This is a genomic window from uncultured Chitinophaga sp. (assembly GCF_937898475.1).
In the GTDB taxonomy this organism is placed as follows: Bacteria; Bacteroidota; Bacteroidia; order Chitinophagales; family Chitinophagaceae; genus Chitinophaga.
Window position 1 is genome coordinate 466,545 of sequence record NZ_CALEJS010000012.1, and the last position, 23,906, is coordinate 490,450.

A 23,906-nucleotide genomic window follows, 5' to 3' on the forward strand; every position below is an offset into this window, starting at 1 on the left:
ATGGAACCTGCCCTCAGCCGTGAGGCACCCAAAATACCAGTTATCAAAATACTTTGTAAAATTATCTGAAATAAAAGAGGAGAGGGGAGTAATAATCAGCTGCCGGCGCTTAGCTGTTAGCCGTTAGTGATGGCGCAATGGTGGGCGGCTCACTAACGGCTGACAATTAAACAGTAATTTATTTCATCAGGTGCTTTTTCACATATGCCGCACTTTTGGCAATGCTTTCAAAAGGATCTATTGTGATCTTGTCCTGTTCAACAAAGAGATATTTTACGCCTGCGGCAGATGCATTCGTAAAGATCTGCTTGAAATCAATGCTCCCGGTACCTACTTCGGCAAACTTAATATCGCCTTCAATATCCTGGATGCGTACGGCTTCTGTGTCTGGCACAGGATTGGAAGCATTTTTATCCATGTCTTTCACATGCCACATCGGGAAACGGCCGGGCGCTTTTTTGAACAGGCTGGCGGGAGAATGTCCTGCCTTTTCTGCCCAGAACAGGTCCAGCTCAAAGAATACCAGTGATGGATCGGTTTCCTGCAGCAGGATATCGTAAGCGGTATCCTTTCCGTCAGGCAGCTTCCTGAATTCCCAGAAGTGGTTATGATAACCCACTTTCAGGTTTGACTGTTTAGCCAGTTCACCGGCTTTGTTCAGCTGTGCGGCTATAAATTTGTAGTCATCAACCGGAACGGGATATTTATCCCAGAGATAGTGGGGTGGGATCGGCACCACAAAATATTCCTGTCCTGCGCCTGCTGCAATATCCAGCTGTGCTTTCAGTGCGCTGTCATCTCCATTCCCCTTTGTAAGGTAGTCGCTCAACTGGTAATGCCCGCTGGGTGTTGTAAGGTGATGCTGTTTAAGTAACGCTTTAAATTCGGGAGTGCTCAATCCCCAGAAATCAGAGTTGGCGCCCTGGTAGTTAAAAAAGGTTTCTACCTGTTGATAACCTGCCTTGGCTACTTTAGCAATGGTTCCTTTAACATCTTTGCTCAGCTCATCACGAAGGGTATATAACTGGATGCCCAGTTTACCCGGAATTGCTGTGGGTTTTCCGCCGGCGAGTATGCGGGTGGGTTGAATGGCCAATCCTGCAGCAACAAGCGCTGCCTGTTGAATAAAAGACCTTCTGCTTTGCATTAACGTGATTTTGATTAAATATACGAAATTCAAATTCCAGAATCCAAATACCAAATTCTAAATACCAAATTCTAAATACCAAATTCCAAATACCAAATTCCAGAATAAGGTTGGGAACCGGTATTATTCTGAACGGTAGTTCAGGGCGGGCTTTCTGTCGCCCAGCAGGGCTTTATACTGGAAGCCGGGTCCTTTTGCCTTGTTGAATTCTTCGGTGGCCTGTTGTATAAGCACCGGGTTGGTGAAGAGGTCTATCCCTGTCAGCGCCAGTGTTTTGGCGGCTACCATCATACCTTTGGCGCCGATGTCGGTACCGCCGCTGGCGACTGCCTGCCAGCTGTGGGCGGGTGTGCCGGGTACCCAAGTGGCGGCGCCCAGTCCAATGGTGGGCACGGTCCAGCTTACATCGGCAACGTCTGTAGAAGCGCCGCCGTCGCCATCGCGGTCGGGCCGCAGGGTATCTACGGTGTTGGCTTTGCCGATGTCGGGCGCATTGTAGGCAAAAGAGGATTGTATCTTTTTACCGAATTCAATTTCTGCCGGTGTATAAGCCACGCCGCCTACCTGCTGCAGGTTCCTGTACATGGCTTCGGCCAGTGTCCGGTTGGGCAGCATATCGTATACCCCCCCTGTTATTTCATAGTCTACTTTTGTGCCGGTGCCGAGTGCAGCGCCTTTGGCTGCATTCACCACCCGTTCAAAAACATCACGTACTACTTCACGGTCACGGTTACGTACATAATAATACACTTCTGCAAAATCTGGCACTACGTTGGGCGCTTTACCGCCATTGGTGATCACATAGTGAATGCGGGTGGAAGATGGAATGTGTTCGCGCATCATGTTCACCATGTAGTCCATCGCTTCCACGCCATCCAGTGCAGAACGCCCTTTTTCCGGCGCGGCGGCTGCGTGGGCAGATAATCCTGTAAAGCGGAACTTGGCGCTGATATTGGCCATAGAACGGCCCAGACTAACGGCGTTACGGTCGCCCGGATGCCAGTGTATCACGGCATCCACATCGTTGAAAAGACCCGCGCGCACCATATACACTTTGCCGGAGCCGCCTTCTTCTGCCGGGCAGCCATATACTTTTACGGTGCCTTTCAGCTGGCCGTTTGCTATCAGTTTTTTGAGCTCAATACCCGCCGCCACAGCGGCTACTCCAAAAAGATGATGCCCGCAGGCATGACCGGCAGCCTTGCCCGCAATAGGTTTGCGCTCAGGTACGGCCTCCTGTGAGAGCCCGGGCAGCGCATCAAATTCAGCCAGTATCCCGATCACGGGTTTTCCGCTCCCGTAAGTGGCAACAAAGGCCGTGGGTATTTCTGCCACGCCCGTGTCTACGCTAAAGCCATTGTCTTTTAAGGTCTGCTGCAGCAGGGCCGTGCTCTTGTATTCCTTGTAGCCTACTTCGGCATAGTTCCAGATCTGCAGGGCAGTTTGTCTGTACTGATCGTACCCGGACTGCAAATTGCTGATGACCGTTTGTTTTAATACCTGGACGTTCTTTTTCTGGGCCAGGGAAACAGGAGCTGATGCCAGTAAGCAGGCGCTACTGAGTACCAGCAGCAGATCTCTTTGCATGCTAGTGTTGATTTAGATGATGGTTGAAGGTTTCCGTATACCCGTTAAGGGTGTACTCCCTACTAAGTAACAAACAATTTCTATTCGTTGCTGATACTATTTTACCTAAATAAGTGTTATAATTACATTTAAATGTTTGCGCTTAGAATCTCTGAAGTTTCCCAACGCTGCCAGGCCACCTTCAAACTTTCAAACGCGCAAACCTTCAAACCATCAAATATTCCATATTGTGAAAACGCTTGTCTGCACCACACCCGGCCAGTTTGCCTACGCTGAAAAGGAAAAACCGGTATTGACACCGGGCCATGCCATCATCAGGATCAACCGCATTGGTGTATGCGGTACAGACCTCCATGCTTTTGAAGGCACCCAGCCGTATTTTGAGTATCCCCGTATCCTGGGGCATGAACTGGCGGGAGAGCTGCTCGATGCGGATGCTGCGCCTGGTTTTGAGAAAGGCGAAGCCCTTACTTTCATTCCCTATTTCAATTGCGGCCACTGTATTGCCTGCCGGTCCGGCAAACCTAATTGCTGCACCAGCCTTAAAGTATGCGGCGTGCATGTGGATGGCGGCATGGCAGAATACCTGTCTGTACCCAGCGCCTCGCTGGTGCACGGACAGGGCCTTTCTTTTGACGAACTGGCACTGGTAGAGCCCCTGGCAATCGGCGCCCATGGCGTTCGCCGTGCGGGCGTACAGCCGGGTGAGTTTGTACTGGTAATAGGAGCCGGGCCCATCGGGCTCGGCATCATGGAGTTTGCCCGTATTGCCGGCGGTAATGTGATTGCGATGGACATCAATGCACGCCGCCTGTCCTTCTGCAAAACGCAGCTGCAGGTAGCGCATACCGTAAATGCGGGCGACAGTGACGTTAACGCACAATTGCTGCAGATCACCAGTGGCGAAATGCCCACCGTAGTAATAGATGCTACCGGCAGCCAGCAGGCCATCATCCATGCATTTCAATACATGGCCCATGGCGCCAGGTACGTACTGGTAGGATTGCAGAAGAAAGAGATCAGTTTTTCCCATCCTGAATTCCACAAAAGGGAAGCTACTTTGATGAGCAGCCGCAACGCCACCCGCCAGGATTTTGAACATGTGATCAGCGCTATGAAAAAGGGATGGGTGCAGCCGGCTACCTATATTACCCACCGGGTGCATTTTGACCAGGTAAAAGATGAATTCGGGCATTGGCTCAACCCGGCCAACGGGGTCATTAAAGCGATGATAACGCTTTGATGATCAGTAATTCAGTAGCTTTGTGGAAAGTGTAGTATATGAAATGGCTTCCGGCCCTTGGCAGTTTGTTATTCCTGTGGGCATGTAACGCAAAGCAATGTGAAACGCAGCACAGCACACCCGGCGCAGATACCCTGACCCTGGCAGAGCAATGGCAGGGCACTATCCATGCGGTTACCTGTGAAAATATAGAAGTGAGACTCAGCTTTATACATAAGGAAGGATCCGATACGGGCAGCTATCAGCTGATGCAACGATGTAAGGACAATAACAATACCTTTAACGATGAGGGGATGTGGACGGTTCGCCGCGGCAAAGACACGATCTATACCCTGATCAGGGCAGATGGCGACGGCCCCGCCTATTACAAGGTAAAAGGTAACCGCCTCTACGAGCTGGACGCCGATAAGAAAGAGGTGGATACCTACTACCTGCGGAAAGTGGAATAACACCGGGTTTCCTGGCCGCTTTTAGTTAAATTTGGATATGGGGGCCAGGATCTTATTAATCTTCCTGCTGGTGATCACCGCATTCCACGTACGGGCACAACAGCCCGTTACAATTGCTGAAGGACTGGATCAGCACATCTTTACCTATGGTGAAATAGAATACCTGGAAGACCCTGCAGGCCAGTTCACCATCACACAGCTGCAAAGCCCTGCCGCCGCCCATCTCTTCAGGCCCAGCGCTCAGAGCACACCGCAGAACCACCGCCTGGGCGCCGTATACTGGTACCGTATCAGGATCAGGCACGATCCTTCCGTAAAGAAACATTTCATACTTGAATACTTTGATCAGACCATAGACGAGATCACGGCCTATATGCCCGGTAGCAATGGCCATTACCAGGCGCGTCAGCTGGGCGACAGCTACCATTTCGGACAAAGGCTGTTCCGCCACAAGAACTTTGAGCTGGAGCTGGACAACAGCCGGCCCGGCGAACAGCTGTATTACTTCAGGATCCGCTCTGCCCAGATCGCAGATGTGATCATTGTGCTGCGCTCCGTCAATAAATTCATTGGCTATGCCCTGAACGAATATTTTTCTTTCGGCATCTTCTACGGCATGATCCTCATCTTCAGCTTTTATAACCTCATCATGTTCCTGGCGGTACGGCAGGTGCAATACGTTTATTATGTGCTGTACAACCTGAGCGTGGCCCTGTATGAGGCCTGTACGGATGGTATTGCCTACCAGTATCTCTGGCCCGGCGCACCCCACTGGAACCAGTACGCCTTTGCACTGCCCCTGTGCGGGATGAGTATTTTTGCCCTGCTGTTCACCCGAAAGCTGCTGTACGTAAGGTCCCGCGCACCCCTGCTGGATAAGCTGATACTGGGTATTATTGCTGTCCGCCTCCTCTTCTTTGCGGCCGCCTTGCTGTTCAACCGCTCCTGGTTCAACTATAAGTTCATCGAGATGATCCCCCTGGCGGTAGCCTTTTATACCGGTATCTATATCTGGCTGCGGGGATACCGGCCCGCCCGCTTCTTTGTGCTGGCTTATAGTTTCCTCTTTGTTGGCTTTATGCTGAAGTTCTTTATCATGCTGGGGTACGACCGGCTGAACTTTGGCGTGGTCAGCTACTACAGCCTGAGTTTCTGTTTTATCCTGGAAATGTTCTTCCTCTCATTCGCCATCGGGGATAAGCTGCGCCTCCTGAAGCGGAAGAAGGATAAAGCCCAGCGCCAGATCATCCGGCAGATGAGCGAAAACGCCCACCTCAAGGATGTGCTGAATCGCGAGCTGGAAAGCCAGGTAGCAGCACGCACCCATGAACTGTCTGAAAAGTCTGAACTCATTGCCCAACAAAATGAAGAGTTGCAGAAAGCCAACCTGCTGCTACGTGCGCAGGCAGCAGAGATCTCCCGCATGAATGCGCTGCTGGAACAGGATAACCGCCAGCTGCAGAACAACGTCGAGAAAGTATCGCGCGCCCGGGTGTTGTCTGCCCCGGTAGATTTTGAAGAGTTCAGCAGGATCTATCCCGATAAGGAAAGCTGTTTCCGCTTCCTGTCGGAGTTGAAATGGAGCCAGGGTTATCACTGCCGTAAATGCGGGCATGACCATTACTTCCATGGTCACCTGTTATATAGCCGGCGCTGCGCCAAATGTGGTTATGAGGAGTCCGTAACCGCCAATACCATCTTACAGAACACCCGTATAGACATCAATAAGGCCTTTTACATGATCTTCCTGGTGTATTCCACCAAAGGGAAAATATCTTCCCATAAACTGTCTGAGATCCTTCATATCCGTCAAAGCACCTGCTGGTCTTACAGCAGCCGTATCAGGAAAGTAATGGAAGACCGCAAAAGATCCCTCCGCCAGTCAGACGAAAAAGGCTGGAGCAAACTCGTCATGGAATACGATTGATCATTTTTCAACAGGTAGCTATCCGTATCAGTTTTCACCGCCGTCATGCCCAAACGGTGCTGCCAGCCCCTTGATTATCAGGCAGGTCGGGCGGCTGTTCCTCACGGTGTTGAAGCGTATCAAATCGATTGCAAGTATTTAAATATCAACAAGTTACGGCAAATAATTTTTGTTTGGCGCAGCTTTTTGAAATAACTTTAGGGTATCGTTATTGCTTTCCGCGTTGTCCATGTTATGAGTAGAGACCAAAACAGATTATAAGCATTTTATCCTATCACTATTTATGCAAATCATATGCAAAAGAAGGCTACACTTTTAATGGCCGTTCTGCTTCTCCTGGTGGGTGTTACCGGGGCGCAGGACGTTTCCGTCAGTGGATCAGTTAAAGACAACCAGGGCAACCCTTTGCCAGGGGTTTCCGTGGCGGTGAAGAACACCACCCGCGGAACCACTACAAAGCCGGATGGCACTTACTCCATCCAGGCGGGCGCGCAGGACGTATTGGTGTTTTCCTTCCTGGGCTATGCCACACAGGAAACACCCGTAGGCAGCCGCAGTGTGATAAACCTGGTTCTGCAGGACCAAAACCGGCAGCTGAGTGAAGTGGTGGTAATAGGTTACGGTTCCCAGCGCAAGAAAGATATTACCGGGGCCGTGTCTGTAGTAGGAGAAAAGGAGTTTGCATCCCGCCCCAATACACAGCTGGGCGCCGTGCTCCAGGGTAAAGCCCCCGGTGTACAGGTACTGGCGCCCTCAGGTAAACCTTCCGCAGGTTTCAGCATCCGTATCAGGGGTACCAGCTCCATTACGGCCAGCAGCGACCCATTGTATGTAATAGACGGAGTGCCCACCACCGATACCCGTTCCGTAAACCCGGCGGATATTGAGAGCATTTCCGTATTGAAAGACGCTTCTTCCGCCGCTATCTATGGAGCCTCCGGCGCCAACGGCGTGGTGCTGATCACCACCCGCAAAGGTAAAACCGGTCCGCCCCGCTTCGAGTTCAATGCCTATGGCGGTTATCAGTCCGTATGGAGAAGACTGGACGTGCTGAATGGCGCCCAGTACCGCGAACTGATGACCGAAATGGGCAACATTACCGACTGGAACAGGTATAACAAGAACACCAACTGGCAGGATGAGATCTTCCGCAAAGGCACTTCCCAGAACTACCAGTTATCCGTGTCCGGTAAGAATGATAAAACCACTTACTACCTTTCCGGCGGCTGGGTGCAACAGAACGGCGCAGTGCGCTCTGCCACGATGAACCGCTTTAATTTCAAGGTGAACCTGGAGCAACAGCTGAACAACTGGCTGACCATGGGCACCAACGTGGCGTATAGCCGCTGGCATGATGTAGACGTAACCGATAACATTGGAGTAGACAGGGGCGGTGTATTGCTGGGCGCCCTGGCTACCCCGCCGGTGATCGGCATTTACAATGACAATGGTACCTTTACCAGCAACCCCTTCCAGGACTGGGAAAACCCGGTGGCCAGTACCGATGGCGCCGAGAGAGGCTATAAACAACAACGCCTGCTGGGCAATATTTACGGCGAAATACAGCTGACGCCCGAACTGAAATTCAGGAGCAATTTCGGTATCGATTATAATAATTCCGTGTACGATTACTTCGTGGATCCTTTCCGCACCAGTTACGGCCGCGCAAGGGGAGGCATTGGTCAGAACAATACAGACCTGATCAATTACTGGATCGCAGAAAATACCCTGTCCTACAACAAAGTGTTCGGCAAGCACAATGTGGGGGCATTGGGAGGTGTGGTAGCGCAAAGCACCAAATGGGAGAGCGCAAGGATCGAAAAGACGGGTTTTTCCAGCAGCGGTATCCCAACCACCAATGCAGGATCTACCTTCCAGGTGGCAGAGAACACCAAATCTGAAAAGAAGAACGCTTCCTTCCTGGGGAGGATCAACTACAGCTATGCGGATAAGTACTTACTGACGGCCAATTTCCGGGCAGATGCTTCCTCCATCTTCGGGCCCGATCACCGCTGGGGATATTTCCCCTCCGCTTCCATCGGCTGGCGTGTTTCGCAGGAGCCTTTCATGCAGGATGTAACCGCCATCAATGACCTGAAGCTGCGCGCAGGCTGGGGTAAAGTAGGGAATGATCAGCTGTCCAGCAACCGTTATCCCTGGTCGGGCCGTGTGGGGCCCGGTAGTAACTATCCCATCGGCGGAGCGATACTGCCCGGTACTACGCCTACCTCTTTCGAGAACAGGAACCTGAAATGGGAATCAACAGAACAATATAACATTGGTCTGGACCTTACGGTGCTGGATTCCCGTTTAACCGTTAGTATAGACGCGTACCAGAAGAATACAAACGACCTGCTGCTGGATGTACCGGTGCCTAAATCAACCGGTTTTGACATCTCTACGCAGAACGTAGGTAAAGTGCGCAATAAAGGCCTGGAATTCCTGGTAAGCTCCAAAAACTTTACAGGGGATTTTGAATGGTCAACAGATCTGAACGTATCTGTTAACCGCAATAAAGTGATCAACATTGAGCAGCAGGATATATTCAGCGCTTCGGTATCCACCCGCGGTAATATCAGCCTCACCAGAGAAGGAGAGCCACTGGGCGTGTTCTATGGTTACAGGGCGGCCGGGGTAGACCCGCAGACAGGCGACCTCTGGTACCTTAACAGCAAGGGAGAAAAGGTATTTGAGCCTGCGGCAGAAGACCGCGTGATCATTGGCAATCCCAACCCGGACTTCATTTACGGCATCACCAATAATTTCGGCTATAAAAACCTCCGTCTGAGCGTATTCCTGCAGGGCTCACAGGGAAACGACATGTTCAATGCCTCCCGCATAGAAACTGAATCGATGATGGACCCGCGGAACCAGACCACCGTTGTGCTGAACCGTTGGAAAACACCGGGCCAGATCACGGATATACCAAGAGCAACACCCAATGATTCCAAAAACTCGCTGATCTCTACCCGTTACGTGGAAAACGGTTCTTTCATGCGCGTTAAATCTGCCACGCTCAGTTATGACCTGCCTGTCACCGTGCTGAACAGGATCAAACTGAAAGGGCTGCGTGTATACGTAACCGGTGAAAACCTGTTCACCATTACAGACTACACCGGTTTTGATCCTGAAGTGAACTACCAGGGCAATACCACCAATGCGGCAGACGCCAATATTTCCCAGGGAATAGACTTCGGTACCTATCCGCAAACACGTAACCTGATCTTTGGGTTAAATGTTACATTCTAATGCTTACTACCATGCAAACAAGATATCTTTTAATATGCACACTGGCATTGGGCCTGGCCGCCTGCAACAAGTTTGTGGACGTTGAGCCCATCTCTGATGCCACCACGGAAAATGCCTACAGGTCTGCCGCTGACGCAGAAGCCGCGCTGACAGGAGCATATGATGCTTTTCACCAGGAATACTATATCTGGGACAACATCAACTTCAGCGATGTATTGTCTGATAATTACTACGCCGGGGGCGATAATCCCGAGCTCTTTGCAGTAGACCTGCTGAACATTACACCGGTGAACAGCCGCCTGTTCAACAACTGGAGCCAGTTGTACAGCGGCATTGCCCGGGTGAACATCATCCTCTCCAAAGTGCCGGGCATCGAAGATCCACAGCTGAACGACCGCAGGGAGCAGATACTGGGAGAGGCCTCTTTCCTCCGCGCCTATCACTACTTCCAGCTGGTAAAGCTATGGGGTGGCGTGCCCCTGGTACTGGAGCCCGTTACGTCTGCTGATCCTGCACAGACCAACCGGCCGCGCGCCAGCGAAGCGGAGGTGTATGCTCAGATCATCCAGGACCTTGATTTTGCGCTGAGCCGCCTGCCGGATACTTACCCCGGCGATGCCAGTGTGAACAAGGCCCGCGCCACCAAAGGCGCCGTAAACGCGCTGCTGGCTAAGGTATATGCACAACAGCCCAACCGCGACTATACCAAGGTGCTGGAATATTGCAATGCCGTGATCAACAGCCCGGCCGGCTATCATCTCATCAATTTTAATTTCCTGTTTGATGGCAGCCATTACAACAATGAAGAGTCTATCATGGAAGTGCAGTTCACCGGTGGGGCAGAAGCCAACTGGGGGCCGCAGCTGCTGCTGCCGCCATCCCTTTCCGGCGACTCCTGGAGGAAATTCGTCACGCCTTCCAAAGACCTGGTGAACGCCTTTGATGCGGAGAATGATGTGATCCGCAAGAATGCCAGCATTCTTTTCGAGAACGTTACCTGGACAGATGAATACTGGGCAATAGGCGGCGGCAGCGTACCCTTTGCCTACAAATGGAAAAGCGCCAACGGCTGGGCAAGTACCAACCGCCAGTATATCCTCCGCCTTGGTGATATCATCCTGTTAAAAGCAGAAGCACTCAATGAACTGGGCCGCCTGGGTGAAGCCGCCGCAGAGCTGAACAACATCCGCAAGCGGGTTACCTTACCGCCTGCCACTGCTGCCACTAAAGAGGCCATGCAGCGCGCCATCGAAAACGAACGCCGCCTGGAACTGGCGCAGGAAGGCCACCGCTGGGATGATCTTCGCCGTTATGGCCGTGCAGAAGCAGTGATGAATGCCCTGCAGGAAATAGACCTGCGTACCGGCCAGCGGGTAAATTATAACATGACACCCACAAAAGAACTGCTGCCCATTCCGCAACAGGAACGGGACAGGAATAAACAACTGGATCAGAACCCGGGATACAATTAAAGTTTGAGGTTTAATGTTTGAAGTTTGAGGTTGGTTAGCAGGTCTGCCAGTCCGGGACGCTTGTACTGGACCTTCCACTTCCAACTAACCCCAAACTTCAAACCTCAAACTTCAAACTTCAAACCTCAAACTTTTTTATGAGATACACTGTTCTATTGTTAACGGCAGCCCTGCTTGTGACCGGCTGTGCGAAAGGCCGTTATACGGAATCGGGTACGCCTTCCGGCGATTCAGTAAGGGTAGTGGGTAAAGCGCAGGTATGGGTTACCAATGGTACGCAGTCAAAACTGCTGCAGCAGGGAACAGATATCGATATCAAAACAGGCGCTGCCGCCGGTACAACCCTCATCACGATTGATGCTTCAAAACCGCTGCAGGAGATAGAAGGTTTTGGCGCCGCCCTCACCGGTTCGTCTGCCTACCTCATTCACCGGCAGCTGAACAATACACAACGCAGCCAGCTCTTACAGGAGCTTTTTGACCCCGGGCAGGGTATTGGTATCAGCTACCTTCGTCTTACCATGGGCGCTTCTGATTTTTCGCTGGAAGATTTTACCTATGACGACATGCCCCCGGGGCAGACAGACCCCAGCCTGGCAAATTTCTCCATCGTAAAGGATAAAGAAGATATCGTGCCGGTATTACAAGCCATCAGGGCCATTGCACCGGATTTGAAAATAATGGGCAGTCCGTGGAGCGCGCCCGCCTGGATGAAAGACAATGGCAGGCTGGCGGGCGGCAGGCTCAAACCGGAGTGGTACGGGGCTTATGCCGGCTACTTTGTTAAGTACATACAGGCTTACCGGCAGGAAGGCATCCGCATAGATGCTGTTACGCCCCAGAATGAACCGCTGTACGAGGCTGCTTATCCGTCTATGCGGATGGAGGCCGCAGAACAGGCCGCCTTCATCAGGGAGCACCTGGGGCCTGCATTCAGGCAGCACCAGCTGAATACAGCCATTGTCATCTACGATCATAACTGGGATGTGCCGCAGTATCCCATCACCATACTGAATGATACGGCTGCCCGGCAATATGTAACCGGCGCCGCTTTTCATGCTTATGCAGGAGAGGTAACGGCCATGACGCAGGTACATGCACAGCATCCGGATAAAGCGCTGTACTTTACGGAAGTATCCGGCGGCGCCTGGGCACAGCAGTTTGCCGATAACCTGGAATGGAACATGGCCAATATATTCATTGGCAGCGTTAATAACTGGTCGCGCAACGCGCTGCTCTGGAACCTGGCCCTGGATGATCATCATGGCCCGCAGAATGGCGGCTGTAAAGACTGCAGGGGCGTGGTGACCATTGGCAGCGATGGCGCTGTTACCCGTAATGTGGAGTACTATGCAATCGGCCATATGTCCAGGTTTATACGGCCCGGCGCTTTTCGTATATCGCTTAGCGGTAGCGGCGGTAATCTTGACTGTGCCGCTTTCCTGAACAGCGATGCCACCCGCGTACTGGTAGTGCTGAACAAGGATGGGAATGCCCGCAGCTTTACGGTCAGGGAGGGCGACCGGCAATACCAGTATTCACTGGAAGGGAACGCGGTGGCCACCATTGTATGGAAGTAGCAGGCGTGTGGCGGGTAATTGTTATTTTTGCAGCTATAACTAACCCGACTTGTATGTTGCAATTATCCAATGAACGTTTAAGTATCACCATCGCTGAGAAAGGAGCGGAGCTGCAAAGCCTTACCCGTAAAGACCTCCAGCTGGAATACCTCTGGAGCGGCGATGCGGCCTTCTGGGGAAAAAAAAGCCCGGTACTGTTCCCGGTGGTGGGCGGTTTGAAGAATAACAGCTACACTTATGACGGAACGGCCTATACACTGGGCAGGCACGGATTTGCCCGCGACATGGTATTTACCGTGGCAGAACAAACGGCCAATAGCATCCGTTTCCTGCTTACAGACAATGCAGATACAAAGAAAGTATACCCTTTTCCTTTTCATTTCGAAGTAGCGTATACGCTGGATGATAACCGGCTCACCGTTACCTATCGCGTGCGTAATACCGGCAATGAGGATATGTTCTTTTCGGTAGGCGGCCACCCGGCATTCCGCGTACCCCTGGCAGCCGGCACCAGCTATGCCGATTACTACCTGCAGTTTAACCGGGAGGAAACAGCCGGTAAATGGCCATTATCCGCCGAAGGATTGATTGAACGCAGCACACAGCCACTGCTGGATCATACACAACGCCTGCCCCTGAAAAAGGACCTGTTTTATGCCGATGCGCTGGTGCTGAAACACCTTGCCTCTGATGCGGTAACATTGAAAAGCGACGCCACCCCGCATGGGCTTGAGTTTCATTTTTCAGGCTTTCCCTACCTGGGTATCTGGGCCGCAAAGGACGCTGATTTTGTATGCATAGAGCCCTGGTGCGGTATAGCAGATCATGTAGACGCCAGCGGACAGCTGACAGAAAAGGAAGGGATCAACCAGTTACAGGCAGGCGGCCTGTTTGAAAGAAGCTGGCAGGTAGTGTTGTTCTGATACGGCCTGTTGGCATGGCATCATTTTAGCGGCACTGATACTGTGGAAACAACATTCTTAACCGCTTAAATGTATATGTTATGCCAGTGAGAGACAGGTCTATAGGCAATAAGGGTCTGGAGCAGGGCGGCCCCAATATGGGTAACGACTACAGCAGGAACCTGAGCCGTAAAGCGAAAGGAGTAGATACCTCCGATATTATTGTTAAGAACAAAAAGAAAACGGGTACCCGTTCGCAGCAAACGACTGCGGCAAAAAAGACGGCAGCAGCAAGGCAGGGCCGGGCTAAATAGGGCCAGGTACTGTAAAATAAGGAAGAGGGTGGCATCCACCCTCTTCTTTGCTTCGGAGATGTTATGTAGATGTTATGTACATGTTATGTAGATGTTATGTATCTTAAGAAGTACATAACATCTCTATTTCATCCACGTAATAAGTACATCAGCTGGTGGATGTTTGCTGCAGCCGGCGTACAGCTTCCAGGCCATCCGTGCGGTTGTAGCCAACCCTGTGAGGAGCCTGCGCACAGCGTAATTAATAATCATAATGAATAATTAATAATCAACGGTACTGGTGTCCTTTTAGACAATAGCCACCCTGATTATTAATTATTCAATATTCATTGGCATTCATCTCAGCGTAGCTGAAGCACAACAACTGAGTGCGGCGGCAGGCTCACGCTGAGGTTGTTCCCATTCTTTTTTGCCCCGTTGAATTTCGTGATCTTAACGGTGTTGGGGGCTTCGAAAGTATTGATGTCCGTTACTTTGGCGGAGCTGAGCACTTGTCCTTCTACGTTGTTCCAGGGAAGGTTGCTGATCACCGCGGATACATTGATCGTTTTAGCCGCGTCCAGGTTGACCAGGGAAACGTGGATCACGTTGTTGGAATCTACGGAGGCTGATGCATTTACAGCCGGTATCTGTTCGTTGCCCATGGTGTAAGCAGGACTGTTCAGCAGTATGGGCAGAAATTTGGCGTCCTGGTGTACCTTGAACAGGTCAAATACGTGGTAGGTGGGTGTGAGCAGCATCTTTTCCTTTTGGGTAAGAATGAGCGACTGCAATACGTTCACGGTTTGGGCGAGGTTGGCCAGGCGTACACGGTCGCAGTGATTGTTAAAGATGTTGAGGGTAGTAGCGGCCACCAGTGCATCGCGGAGGCTGTTCTGCTGGTAAAGGAAGCCGGGGTTGGTGCCAGGTTCCACATCGGTCCAGATGCCCCATTCATCCACGGCAAGGGCTACTTTCTTTTCCGGGTCATAATGGTCCATGATAGCGCTGTGACGGCTTACCAGTTCTTCCATATACAGGCATTTCTTCATGGTAGTGAAGTATTCCTGTTCGGTGAAGGAGGTTGCTGATCCTTTTTCGCGCCAGGTTTTGGGCACAGTATAGTAATGCAGTGAAAGGCCCCACATCATGTTCAGGGGGATGTTCTTCATGCAGGTCTCTGTCCATTTATAATCTGCGGTGTTAGGTCCGCAGGCGATCTTTTTCAGGGGTGCGCCCGGGTAGTTCTTGGCAAAGGCGGCGTAGCGTTTGTATTGGTCCGAATAGTAATCGGAGGTCATGTTGCCGCCGCATCCCCAGCTTTCGTTGCCTACGCCCCAGAAGTGCACATTCCAGGGTTCGGTGCGGCCGTTCTCTTTCCTGATTTTGGCCATCGGGCTTTCACCGTTAAAGTTGAGGTATTCGATCCATTTGGACATTTCCTCTACGGTGCCGCTGCCTACGTTGGCGCTGATGTATGGCTCGCAGTTGAGCAGGCTGCAAAGTTCCAGGAACTCGTGGGTACCAAAACTATTGTCTTCCGTTACCCCGCCCCAATTGGTGTTTACCATTTTAGGGCGTTGTTCGCGTGGTCCGATGCCGTCGCGCCAGTGGTATTCATCGGCAAAGCAGCCACCCGGCCAGCGAAGGTTGGGGATCTTTACTTTTTTCAATGCTTCGACCACGTCAAGGCGGATACGGTCTTTTTTCTGTACGGGCAGCTTTTCATCTACCCAGAAACCATCGTATATACACCTGCCCAGGTGTTCCGAAAAATGTCCATAGATATGCCGGCTGATGGTAAGTCCGGAGTTGTTCTGCTGGATAGTAAGCGTAGCGTCTGCGCTTTGTCCGGTGGCGTACAGGGTAGTACACAGCAAACCGATGGCGTAAATAAGTTTTTTCATTATAACGTGAATTATGGTCCTAAGGTAGGGCTTTATTATATAAATGTCAATTATACAATTAAAGCATTGCTGAAACTCGCCCGGAATGAGGAATTCCCGGGGATGGGAGAGGTGCGGATTGAACCGCCATATTTTGTAACTTTATATAAAATGATTATTTATGGCACATCCTAACGTGGAATTGATCACTGCTTTGCGCGAAACTGCCCGCCGGTTAAAAAATGGAGCGCCTTATGCATGGGGAAACCATGGTACCTGCAATTGTGGTAACCTGCTGCAGGTGATCACCCGGTACAGTAAAGAAGAAATTTTATATTATGCCCACACGGGTATGGGAGAGTGGACGGAACTGGCGGAAGACTACTGCGTTGCGTCTAATGCTCCTGTAGGGCTTCTGATCTCGAGCCTGATGGAAAAAGGGCTGACGCCATCAGATATACACAACATTGAGTACCTGCAGGACCGCGAGGTGCTGGAACGCCTGCCGGGCGGTTTCAGGTGGTTGAAGCGTAACCAGCGGGAAGATGTGATCCTGTACATGGAAACTTTCGCTATGTTGCTGGAGGAGAGGTTGTTACAGATGATGAAGATTGAGTATGATGAACTGCTTCCTGCTCAGGAGTTAACACTTTGTTAACATTTTGGTTAACCAGATATTAACGAGGTGTCAAAATGATTAGTGCTATTTTTGGAAAGGTCTTCTACAATGAGAACAGCTTTTCAATCTGATCATTGTATATCTGATCAAAATATAATTTTTTCCTCGAAGTGCTGTTCAATCTTTCTATTAACTTTATTCATTAATTGGCACTAAAACAAGCAATGGAATATACTCAGGAGCGTATTTATGAATTGTTGCTGCGCAAGAAAAAGGGTGGAATTGATAAACCGGATGATGAGTACCTGGAGCAGCTAATGGCGGAAAATGAAGATGTAAGCAGGTTATGGGACGATATCAGGCAGAACGATTTTGACGAAAAGGCCTGGTATGACATAGCGGACAGTGAAACGGCCTGGAACGAGGTTGAGCACGAGCTGCTCAGACGGAAACGGGCGGTGAGGTATTTGTCCGTTAAAAAGTGGCTGGCCGCCGCCGCTGTATCCGGGGTGATCGCCGCCGGCGCTTATTTCCTGCTGAACAAGGCAAGGGAATCATCACCTGCATCTCCTGTAACGGCAACCGCAGAAATGCCGGCAAACGGGCTGCATCTGCAGATGGCCAACGGAAAGGTCATCCAGCTGCCCTATAACATGCCTGCCCAGGATATCAGTGCGGGTTCAGTAGCCCTGAACGCCGGCGCCAGAACCCTGCAGTATACCTCCAAAGGAAAAGATATCGGCGGCTATAATACCCTGGTGGTTCCTCCCAAAATGGATTACCGGGTAATATTGTCAGACGGTACGGAAGTCTGGCTGAATGCTACCTCCACATTGAAATTTCCTTTCTCTTTCCGCCAAAATACCCGTGAAGTGTACCTGGAAGGTGAAGGCTTCTTTAAAGTGGCAAAAAATGCGGATAAACCGTTCTTTGTCCGCACGCCTGAAACGGTAATAGAGGTACTGGGTACCGAATTTAATGTGAACACCTACAAGCGGGGCATTACCAGTACCTCCCTGGTTACAGGCGCGGTTTCTGCCCGCTCCGGTTCTTCTACCATTGTTTTGAAACCAGGCCAGGAAGCGGTCTATACCGAGCGTTCAGGGTTTACCGTCCAACAGTTTGACAAGGATGCGGTCGTATCCTGGATGAATGGCATTTTCCAGTTTGATGATACCAGGCTGGCAGATCTCCAGCCCGTCATAGAGCGTTGGTTTGGCATAGCGGTGGTCTTTGATGACCCGGCACTGGCCAATTCACCGTTTACGGGGATACTGGACAAACATCATGACCTGGCTTTCTTCCTGAAGAACCTGAAGAATACCGGTATTGGTATCGATTATTACTTCAGGGAAGAGACGCTGCATTTAAAATCCGCCCACTGATATAATTTATCGACTCGATATTAAAGGGTGAATGTGAAGTCAGGACGGCTTTGCATTCACCCTTAATTCGTAATTTAAGGGTATCATGAGCGCTGTGAATGATGGCCCATACGTTTTCTACCAGGAGGATCATATCCTGGTAAAGCAAATTGTCGTCAAAAGCGGAAATCCATCGGTAACATCATCGGAATTCAGTCCTGCACAGAAGGAAGGAATATTCAGGGTAGGGAAGGAGGGGAGGAAAGAACGGATGGTGTAAAATGATTACATTTGGTGCAACCTGTAATATGATGACCTATACCTTCTTCATTTACAACAGCTGTAAAGTGCATGTTCTACATAACCCCTTTTAATCATCGCTTTTTAGGATAATATTTTCAGCTTGGTCCAGAAACATCATTAAATAAAATTCCTATCTCTTTGTTTGAATAAATGTCAAATAGACATATATTAGTGCTCAATAAACCCGTAATCACACGTTATGAATAAACTGGTATTTATTGACTACGTTATTTTTATTATCTATTTCCTGATAGTGGCCTCTTACGGATACTGGATCTACCGGCGTAAGAAAAAAGCCCGTACAGACACAAAAGACTTCTTCCTGGCAGAGGGGTCACTGACCTGGTGGGCCATTGGCGCTTCCCTGATCGCATCCAACATTTCGGCGGAGCAGTTCATCGGTATGAGCGGTAATGGCTTTTCAGTGGGCGTTGCAGTAGCCGCCTATGAATGGATCGCGGCCATCGCCCTTATCATCGTGGCAGTGTGGTTTATGCCGGTGTACCTGAAGAATAAGATCTTTACCATGCCGCAGTTCCTGAAAACCAGGTACAATGAGACGGTGAGCCTGATCATGGCGATCTTCTGGCTGTTCCTGTACATTTTCGTGAACCTCACTTCCATCCTTTTCCTCGGCGCCCTGGCTATCAACAGCCTGGTAGGCAATGGCAATTTCCACCTGATCATGATCGGCTTGTCGGTATTTGCGTTGCTGATTACCCTGGGCGGTATGAAGGTGATCGGTTATACCGATGTGATACAGGTGGCGGTATTGATCATTGGCGGCCTGGCCACCACCTACCTGGCCCTGAGCATGGTGAGCGAGCATTTCGGGTTGGGCGGCGATGTGCTGGCAGGCTTTAATGCCCTGATGAAGGATTCGCCGGACCATTTCAAAATGATCCTGGAAAAACCTTCGCAGGATGCACCGCAGGCACAGATCAATAAGTACCTGATGCTGCCTGGCATCACCATGTATTTCGCCGGTCAGTGGATCGTAAACCTGAACTACTGGGGTTGTAATCAATATATTACGCAAAGGGCGCTGGGCGCTGATCTGCAGACCGCCCGCAATGGTATCCTGTTTGCCGGCCTCCTGAAACTGATGATGCCCGTGATCGTAATGCTGCCCGGTATAGCCGCCTATGTGCTGTACAGGAACGGCGCTTTACAGCAGGAAATGGCCCCGGGCGGGCATTTTAACGCTGATAATGCCTATTCTGCCATACTGGGTTTTCTGCCTGCGGGGCTCAAAGGGCTTTCCCTGGCTGCATTAACAGCGGCCATTGTGGCCTCCCTGGCAGGTAAGGCAAACAGCATCTCCACCATCTTTACACTGGATATCTACAAAAAATATATCCGCAAAGATGCGGATGAGCAGCAACTGGTATGGGTGGGGCGTATTACCATTATAGCCGCCATGCTGCTGGCCATTCTCTTTACCTGGAACGACCTGCTTGGCATCGGAGGCGAGGGTGGCTTTACCTTTATCCAGAAATATACCGGCTTTATCAGCCCGGGCGTTTTTGCCATGTTCTTACTGGGCATGTTCTGGAAGCGTACCACCGGCGCTGCGGCGGTAGCGGGTGTGATCACCGGCTTCGTACTGTCTGTAGTGTTCAACAACTATGCCCCGCAATGGTTTGGAAATGAGACCTTACTATACACTGCCTTCCCGAATGGTAAAGGTAAATACGAGATACCTTTCCTGATCTGTATGGGCTGGTCTTTCTTCTTCACGGTATTGGTGATGGTGTTAATGAGCCTCCGCGGACCAAAAGTGAATCCCAAAGCTTTCGAGCTGGATAGCAAAATGTTCCGCCTGCAGCCTTCCACCCTGGTGCTCATCGTTGTTACCTTGCTGATACTGAGCGCGCTGTATGTGCGTTTCTGGTAAGAATGACACACTCACGGTAGCCCACAAACGAATAAATAAAAAAAGGCGGTAGGAATACCGCCTAATTTTTTAACCATATCCTATGAAAAACCTATTACAAAAATAGTCGCCGGCAGTTACCGGGCACAGATCATTTGGTGAAGACACTATTTTGTCTAGTGAACGTTAAGAAAATGGCATTCTTAACCAGCATTTAACGATTTTGCGCCGGGCTAACGAGAAAAAACCTACGAAGGGGGTCCAAAGCTCCCTCCGGGCTAATCCGTTACAACGTCTGTTGTTTTTGTTACCTTTGGGGTGTATGAAAATAGAAGAAGCCATCAAACAGGGTAGATTCGGCAGCAATTTTCATAAGGCCGTGGTAAATCTGATCTACACCAGCAACTGGTTACGGGATGCACATACCGAGATATTCAAACGATACGGCATATTATCGCAGCATTTCAACGCATTGCGCATTATAAAAGGCCGGCATCCTAAACCGGTTTCAGCCGGTGAGATCAAGGACGTGTTGCTGGATAAGGCCAGCGACGTTACCCGCCTGCTCGACAAACTAGTAAAACAGGGATATGTAAAACGGCAGCTTTGCGAGTTCAATCGCCGTAAAATGGACATCACCATCACACCAAAAGGATTACAGCTACTGGAAGAACTGGAGGCGCCCCTGTCTGCCTTTTATCAGGACCTGAGTACGCGTTTAAGCGCCGAAGATGCGCTGGCACTGAGCGACCTGCTGGATAAGGTCCGCAGGTAAAACAAGTTTCACATCATTTTCAGCTACGTGTTCCGTAACACTTCTGCGAGGGTTACGGGAGAGATGTATTGTGTTTTTTATACACAGATGTTTATATTGCAGCCGGCTGCAGTCGCCTGATTATCCACTATTTAAACCAATTTTACTACACAGCATGCACATACCAGCACTTATTTCAGATCTGGCACTGATATTGGCGGCCGCGGCCATTACCACACTCATCTTCAAACAGTTGAAACAGCCGCTGGTACTGGGCTATATTGTGGCCGGACTGCTGGTGGGACCTCACGTATCGCTTCTCCCTACTGTTTCTGACGAGGCCAATATCCAGACATGGTCTGAAATAGGCGTGATCTTCCTGCTCTTCAGCCTGGGCCTGGAGTTCAGCTTCAAAAAACTGATCAAGGTAGGAGGGGCGGCTTCTATTACGGCCGTTATCGAAGTGGGGATGATGCTGCTTCTGGGCTATGCCGCCGGCCGTTTACTGGGATGGTCTACCATGGATAGTATCTTCCTGGGCGGTATCCTTTCTGTGTCATCTACCACCATCATCATCCGCGCCTTTGATGAACTGGGCGTGAAGGGAAAGCAGTTCGCCGGGCTGGTGTTCGGCATACTGGTGGTAGAAGACCTGGTGGCCATTGTTTTGCTGGTATTGTTATCCACCCTGGCGGCCAGCCGGCAGTTTGCCGGTATCGAAATGCTGACTTCCGTGGTAAAGCTGGTCTTCTTTCTCATCATATGGTTTGTGGCGGGGATTTTCTTCCTGCCTACCCTGCTGAAGCGCACCCGCAAACTCATGAACGAGGAAACGCTGCTGGTTACTTCCATCGGGCTTTGCCTGTTGATGGTGGTGCTGGCAACTGAAGTGGGTTTCTCCCCGGCCCTGGGCGCATTTGTTATGGGCTCCATACTGGCTGAAACCACGCAGGCGGAAAAGATAGAACACCTGGTAAAACCGGTAAAAGAGCTGTTTGGCGCCGTCTTCTTCGTTTCAGTAGGTATGCTGATAGACCCTGCCATGATCGTAAAGTATGCTGGTCCGGTGGCTGTTATAACGGTGATCACTATACTGGGTAAGCTGCTCAGCACCACTACCGGCGCCCTGATAGCCGGTCAGCCGCTCAAACCCGCCGTGCAGGCAGGTATGAGCCTGGCGCAGATAGGGGAGTTCTCCTTTATCATTGCTACGCTGGGACTTACGCTGAAGGTAACCAGCCATTTCCTGTACCCGGTGGCAGTGGCCGTATCTGCCGTTACCACCTTTACCACTCCCTACCTGATCCGCTCATCAGAACGGGCCTATGTAAGGATAGCGGCCCTGCTGCCGCACCGGTGGAGGACCACGCTGAACCGCTACAGCGCCGCCACGCAGACCATTGCGGTGGTGAGCGACTGGAAGCAGCTGCTGCGCTCTTATTTCATGAATACGGTGCTGTACTCGGTGATCATTATCGCGATTGTGCTGATGTCAGCCTATTATGTACTGCCCATGGTGACGGAGGCGCCGGAAGACATCAACCCTGCCCGTATCATTACTGCGCTGGTTACCCTGCTGGTGTTATCGCCCTTCCTGTGGGCGCTGGCCTTCCGCGGGGTCAGCAACCAGGCCTCGGCCAATATATGGCGGCAAAAGAAGTACAGAGGCCCTTTACTGTTACTGCGTTTATTACGTATAGGCCTGGCTGTTTCCCTGGTGGGTTTCTTTGTAGACCTGTTCTTTTCTGTAGTGGTGGCCCTGACGGTAACCGTGATCATCCTGGCATTGCTGCTCATCTTCCACCGCAAGCTGCAGGCTTTTTATACCAAGATAGAAGAACGGTTCTTCTCCAATTTCAATGAAAGGGAAACCCGCGTAGGCGGCATCAACAAACAGGTACTGGCGCCCTGGGATGCACACCTGGCCGTTATGAATATTTCGCCCATGTCGCCGGCCGTAGGAAAAACCCTCCAGGAGCTGGCCATACGGGAAAGGTTCGGCGCCAACATCGCGCTGATCAAAAGAGGTAAACAGCAGTATGCCGCTCCCGGTAAAGATGAACGCCTCTATCCCGGTGATATGGTCACCGTCATCGGGACAGATGAACAGATATCGCAGCTGAACCGCTTCCTGGAAGAGGAAGACAGCAGCATCGAGGAAAAACAGATGCTGGCGCACGATATTGTGCTGCGCCGTTACATGATTAAAAAAGAAGCGCCCCTTTGCGGTAAAACGATCCGTGAAGCCGGCATCCGTGAACAATCACAAGGCATGATCCTGGGCATAGAAAGAAGCGGTAAACGCATCCTGAACCCTGAATCCACCACCGTATTGCAGGAAGGCGATATCATATGGGTGGCTGGCAGCGACAAAAAACTGGCTGCCTTCTTCAAAGGTTTTTAACGCTCTATTTATAGCTCAGTTGTGTGGTGTCACTAAGGCCATCCAGGCCATAGTGGGCGGTAACGCTTACCGGGTACTTCAAAGCATTGTACTCATAGCTGTAGGTATTAAGATGCGTACCCGCTGCACCAGCATACCGGATCTCCTCTGTGAGGATGTTGTTGGCAGAAAGAAAGGCCGGCATAATATCCGTAATGTAACAAAGGTCTGTTACCTGTTTCTGCGGATTAGGATGCTGGTCGTAGGTGTACGTAACAGAAGATCCGGGCTCAAAATTTGTCCCCCCACGGCTCCGGCCGTAGTTATCCAGCCGGATAATATTGCCTTCGCCGTTCCATGTATATTGCTGGTAATTATGGCATTCATAGGTATTATCTGCATTGCGGCTGAAGAAATAGCGCGCAATGATCTGCGCTGCTGCATTGTACACCAGTGAATCATAACCCTGTACCTGGCCCTGCGTATAGTAATGGATCTTGTCTATCAGCGGGTAGTTAGTGGTATATTCAAACGAAGAGAAGATCTCGCTGTTCTCCCCGTTTGTGTGGCCGGATACCAGCGTGCTGGCCAGCCGCCCGTTCTTATACACCGGTATACGTACATCCGTATAGGTATCTTCTGATGCCCGCTGGATCCTGGTCAGGCGGTCAATGGTGTTGCGCTGGCTATAGCTGATCAGCATCGTGCTGGCCTGGCTGTTGATCCCCTGCAGCAGGGGAAGGGGCCGGCGCTCTTTGCTGTCCGCATCCGTATTACGGAAGGAGGCCAGGATCGTAATAGCCAGCATAGCGGCAAGGGCAATCCGCTCCCGGAAATTGGCAGTTCTCATAGGTATAATCGGTTATAGGAAT

The 23,906-nt window shown here is 50.9% G+C and carries 18 protein-coding genes; 14 read left to right on the top strand and 4 right to left on the bottom strand.

Annotated elements, in window-relative coordinates:
- Positions 1 to 178 precede the first annotated feature (178 nt).
- Positions 179 to 1,147, bottom strand: coding sequence for a sugar phosphate isomerase/epimerase (locus tag Q0577_RS05310; protein ID WP_298733472.1), 969 nt, complete (start codon positions 1,145 to 1,147; stop codon positions 179 to 181).
- Positions 1,148 to 1,270: 123 nt separating this feature from the next.
- Complete coding sequence (locus tag Q0577_RS05315) at positions 1,271 to 2,734, bottom strand: amidohydrolase (protein ID WP_298733474.1); 1,464 nt, start codon at positions 2,732 to 2,734, stop codon at positions 1,271 to 1,273.
- Positions 2,735 to 2,963: 229 nt separating this feature from the next.
- On the opposite strand from Q0577_RS05315, the gene Q0577_RS05320 reads away from it, so the two are divergent.
- From Q0577_RS05320 to Q0577_RS05355, 8 genes are all read left to right on the top strand, one after another.
- Entirely contained in the window at positions 2,964 to 3,977 is a 1,014-nt protein-coding gene (locus Q0577_RS05320) for a zinc-binding alcohol dehydrogenase family protein (protein WP_298733476.1), read from the top strand.
- A gap of 38 nt (positions 3,978 to 4,015) precedes the next feature.
- Entirely contained in the window at positions 4,016 to 4,426 is a 411-nt protein-coding gene (locus Q0577_RS05325) for a copper resistance protein NlpE N-terminal domain-containing protein (RefSeq protein ID WP_298733478.1), read from the top strand.
- Positions 4,427 to 4,463: 37 nt separating this feature from the next.
- The gene (locus tag Q0577_RS05330; RefSeq protein WP_298733480.1) at positions 4,464 to 6,353 is read left to right on the top strand and encodes a 7TM diverse intracellular signaling domain-containing protein; all 1,890 of its coding nucleotides are present in this window, start codon (positions 4,464 to 4,466) and stop codon (positions 6,351 to 6,353) included.
- A 294-nt stretch (positions 6,354 to 6,647) separates the two neighbouring features.
- On the top strand, positions 6,648 to 9,602 hold the full coding sequence (locus Q0577_RS05335) for a TonB-dependent receptor (protein ID WP_298733482.1): 2,955 nt from the start codon (positions 6,648 to 6,650) through the stop codon (positions 9,600 to 9,602).
- A gap of 11 nt (positions 9,603 to 9,613) precedes the next feature.
- Positions 9,614 to 11,074, top strand: coding sequence for a RagB/SusD family nutrient uptake outer membrane protein (locus Q0577_RS05340; RefSeq protein ID WP_298733484.1), 1,461 nt, complete (start codon positions 9,614 to 9,616; stop codon positions 11,072 to 11,074).
- A 137-nt stretch (positions 11,075 to 11,211) separates the two neighbouring features.
- Positions 11,212 to 12,654, top strand: coding sequence for a glycoside hydrolase family 30 beta sandwich domain-containing protein (locus Q0577_RS05345; RefSeq protein WP_298733485.1), 1,443 nt, complete (start codon positions 11,212 to 11,214; stop codon positions 12,652 to 12,654).
- Between the two features lie 53 nt (positions 12,655 to 12,707).
- Complete coding sequence (locus Q0577_RS05350) at positions 12,708 to 13,577, top strand: aldose 1-epimerase family protein (RefSeq protein ID WP_298733486.1); 870 nt, start codon at positions 12,708 to 12,710, stop codon at positions 13,575 to 13,577.
- An 80-nt stretch (positions 13,578 to 13,657) separates the two neighbouring features.
- Complete coding sequence (locus Q0577_RS05355; protein WP_298733487.1) at positions 13,658 to 13,870, top strand: hypothetical protein; 213 nt, start codon at positions 13,658 to 13,660, stop codon at positions 13,868 to 13,870.
- Between the two features lie 341 nt (positions 13,871 to 14,211).
- On the opposite strand, the gene Q0577_RS05360 is transcribed toward Q0577_RS05355, so the two are convergent.
- Entirely contained in the window at positions 14,212 to 15,756 is a 1,545-nt protein-coding gene (locus Q0577_RS05360) for an alpha-L-arabinofuranosidase C-terminal domain-containing protein (RefSeq protein WP_298733488.1), read from the bottom strand.
- Positions 15,757 to 15,916: 160 nt separating this feature from the next.
- Between Q0577_RS05360 and Q0577_RS05365 the strand changes: the two genes are divergently transcribed.
- From Q0577_RS05365 to Q0577_RS05390, 6 genes are all read left to right on the top strand, one after another.
- Positions 15,917 to 16,393: a hypothetical protein gene (locus tag Q0577_RS05365; protein WP_298733489.1), complete on the top strand. Its 477-nt coding sequence runs from the start codon at positions 15,917 to 15,919 to the stop codon at positions 16,391 to 16,393.
- Between the two features lie 185 nt (positions 16,394 to 16,578).
- The gene (locus Q0577_RS05370; protein ID WP_298733490.1) at positions 16,579 to 17,739 is read left to right on the top strand and encodes a FecR domain-containing protein; all 1,161 of its coding nucleotides are present in this window, start codon (positions 16,579 to 16,581) and stop codon (positions 17,737 to 17,739) included.
- Positions 17,740 to 17,824: 85 nt separating this feature from the next.
- On the top strand, positions 17,825 to 17,998 hold the full coding sequence (locus Q0577_RS05375) for a hypothetical protein (protein WP_298733491.1): 174 nt from the start codon (positions 17,825 to 17,827) through the stop codon (positions 17,996 to 17,998).
- A 222-nt stretch (positions 17,999 to 18,220) separates the two neighbouring features.
- Complete coding sequence (locus Q0577_RS05380) at positions 18,221 to 19,918, top strand: sodium/solute symporter (protein WP_298733492.1); 1,698 nt, start codon at positions 18,221 to 18,223, stop codon at positions 19,916 to 19,918.
- Positions 19,919 to 20,219: 301 nt separating this feature from the next.
- A complete protein-coding gene (locus Q0577_RS05385) occupies positions 20,220 to 20,672 on the top strand; it encodes a MarR family transcriptional regulator (protein ID WP_298733493.1) in 453 nt (150 codons plus the stop codon).
- 154 nt (positions 20,673 to 20,826) lie between these two features.
- Positions 20,827 to 23,055 (top strand): cation:proton antiporter, encoded by a 2,229-nt coding sequence (locus Q0577_RS05390; protein ID WP_298733494.1) that lies wholly within the window; start codon positions 20,827 to 20,829, stop codon positions 23,053 to 23,055.
- 4 nt (positions 23,056 to 23,059) lie between these two features.
- On the opposite strand, the gene Q0577_RS05395 is transcribed toward Q0577_RS05390, so the two are convergent.
- Positions 23,060 to 23,884 carry a hypothetical protein gene (locus Q0577_RS05395; protein ID WP_298733495.1) on the bottom strand — a complete coding sequence of 275 codons (825 nt, stop codon included), beginning with the start codon at positions 23,882 to 23,884 and terminating at the stop codon, positions 23,060 to 23,062.
- Positions 23,885 to 23,906 lie beyond the last annotated feature (22 nt).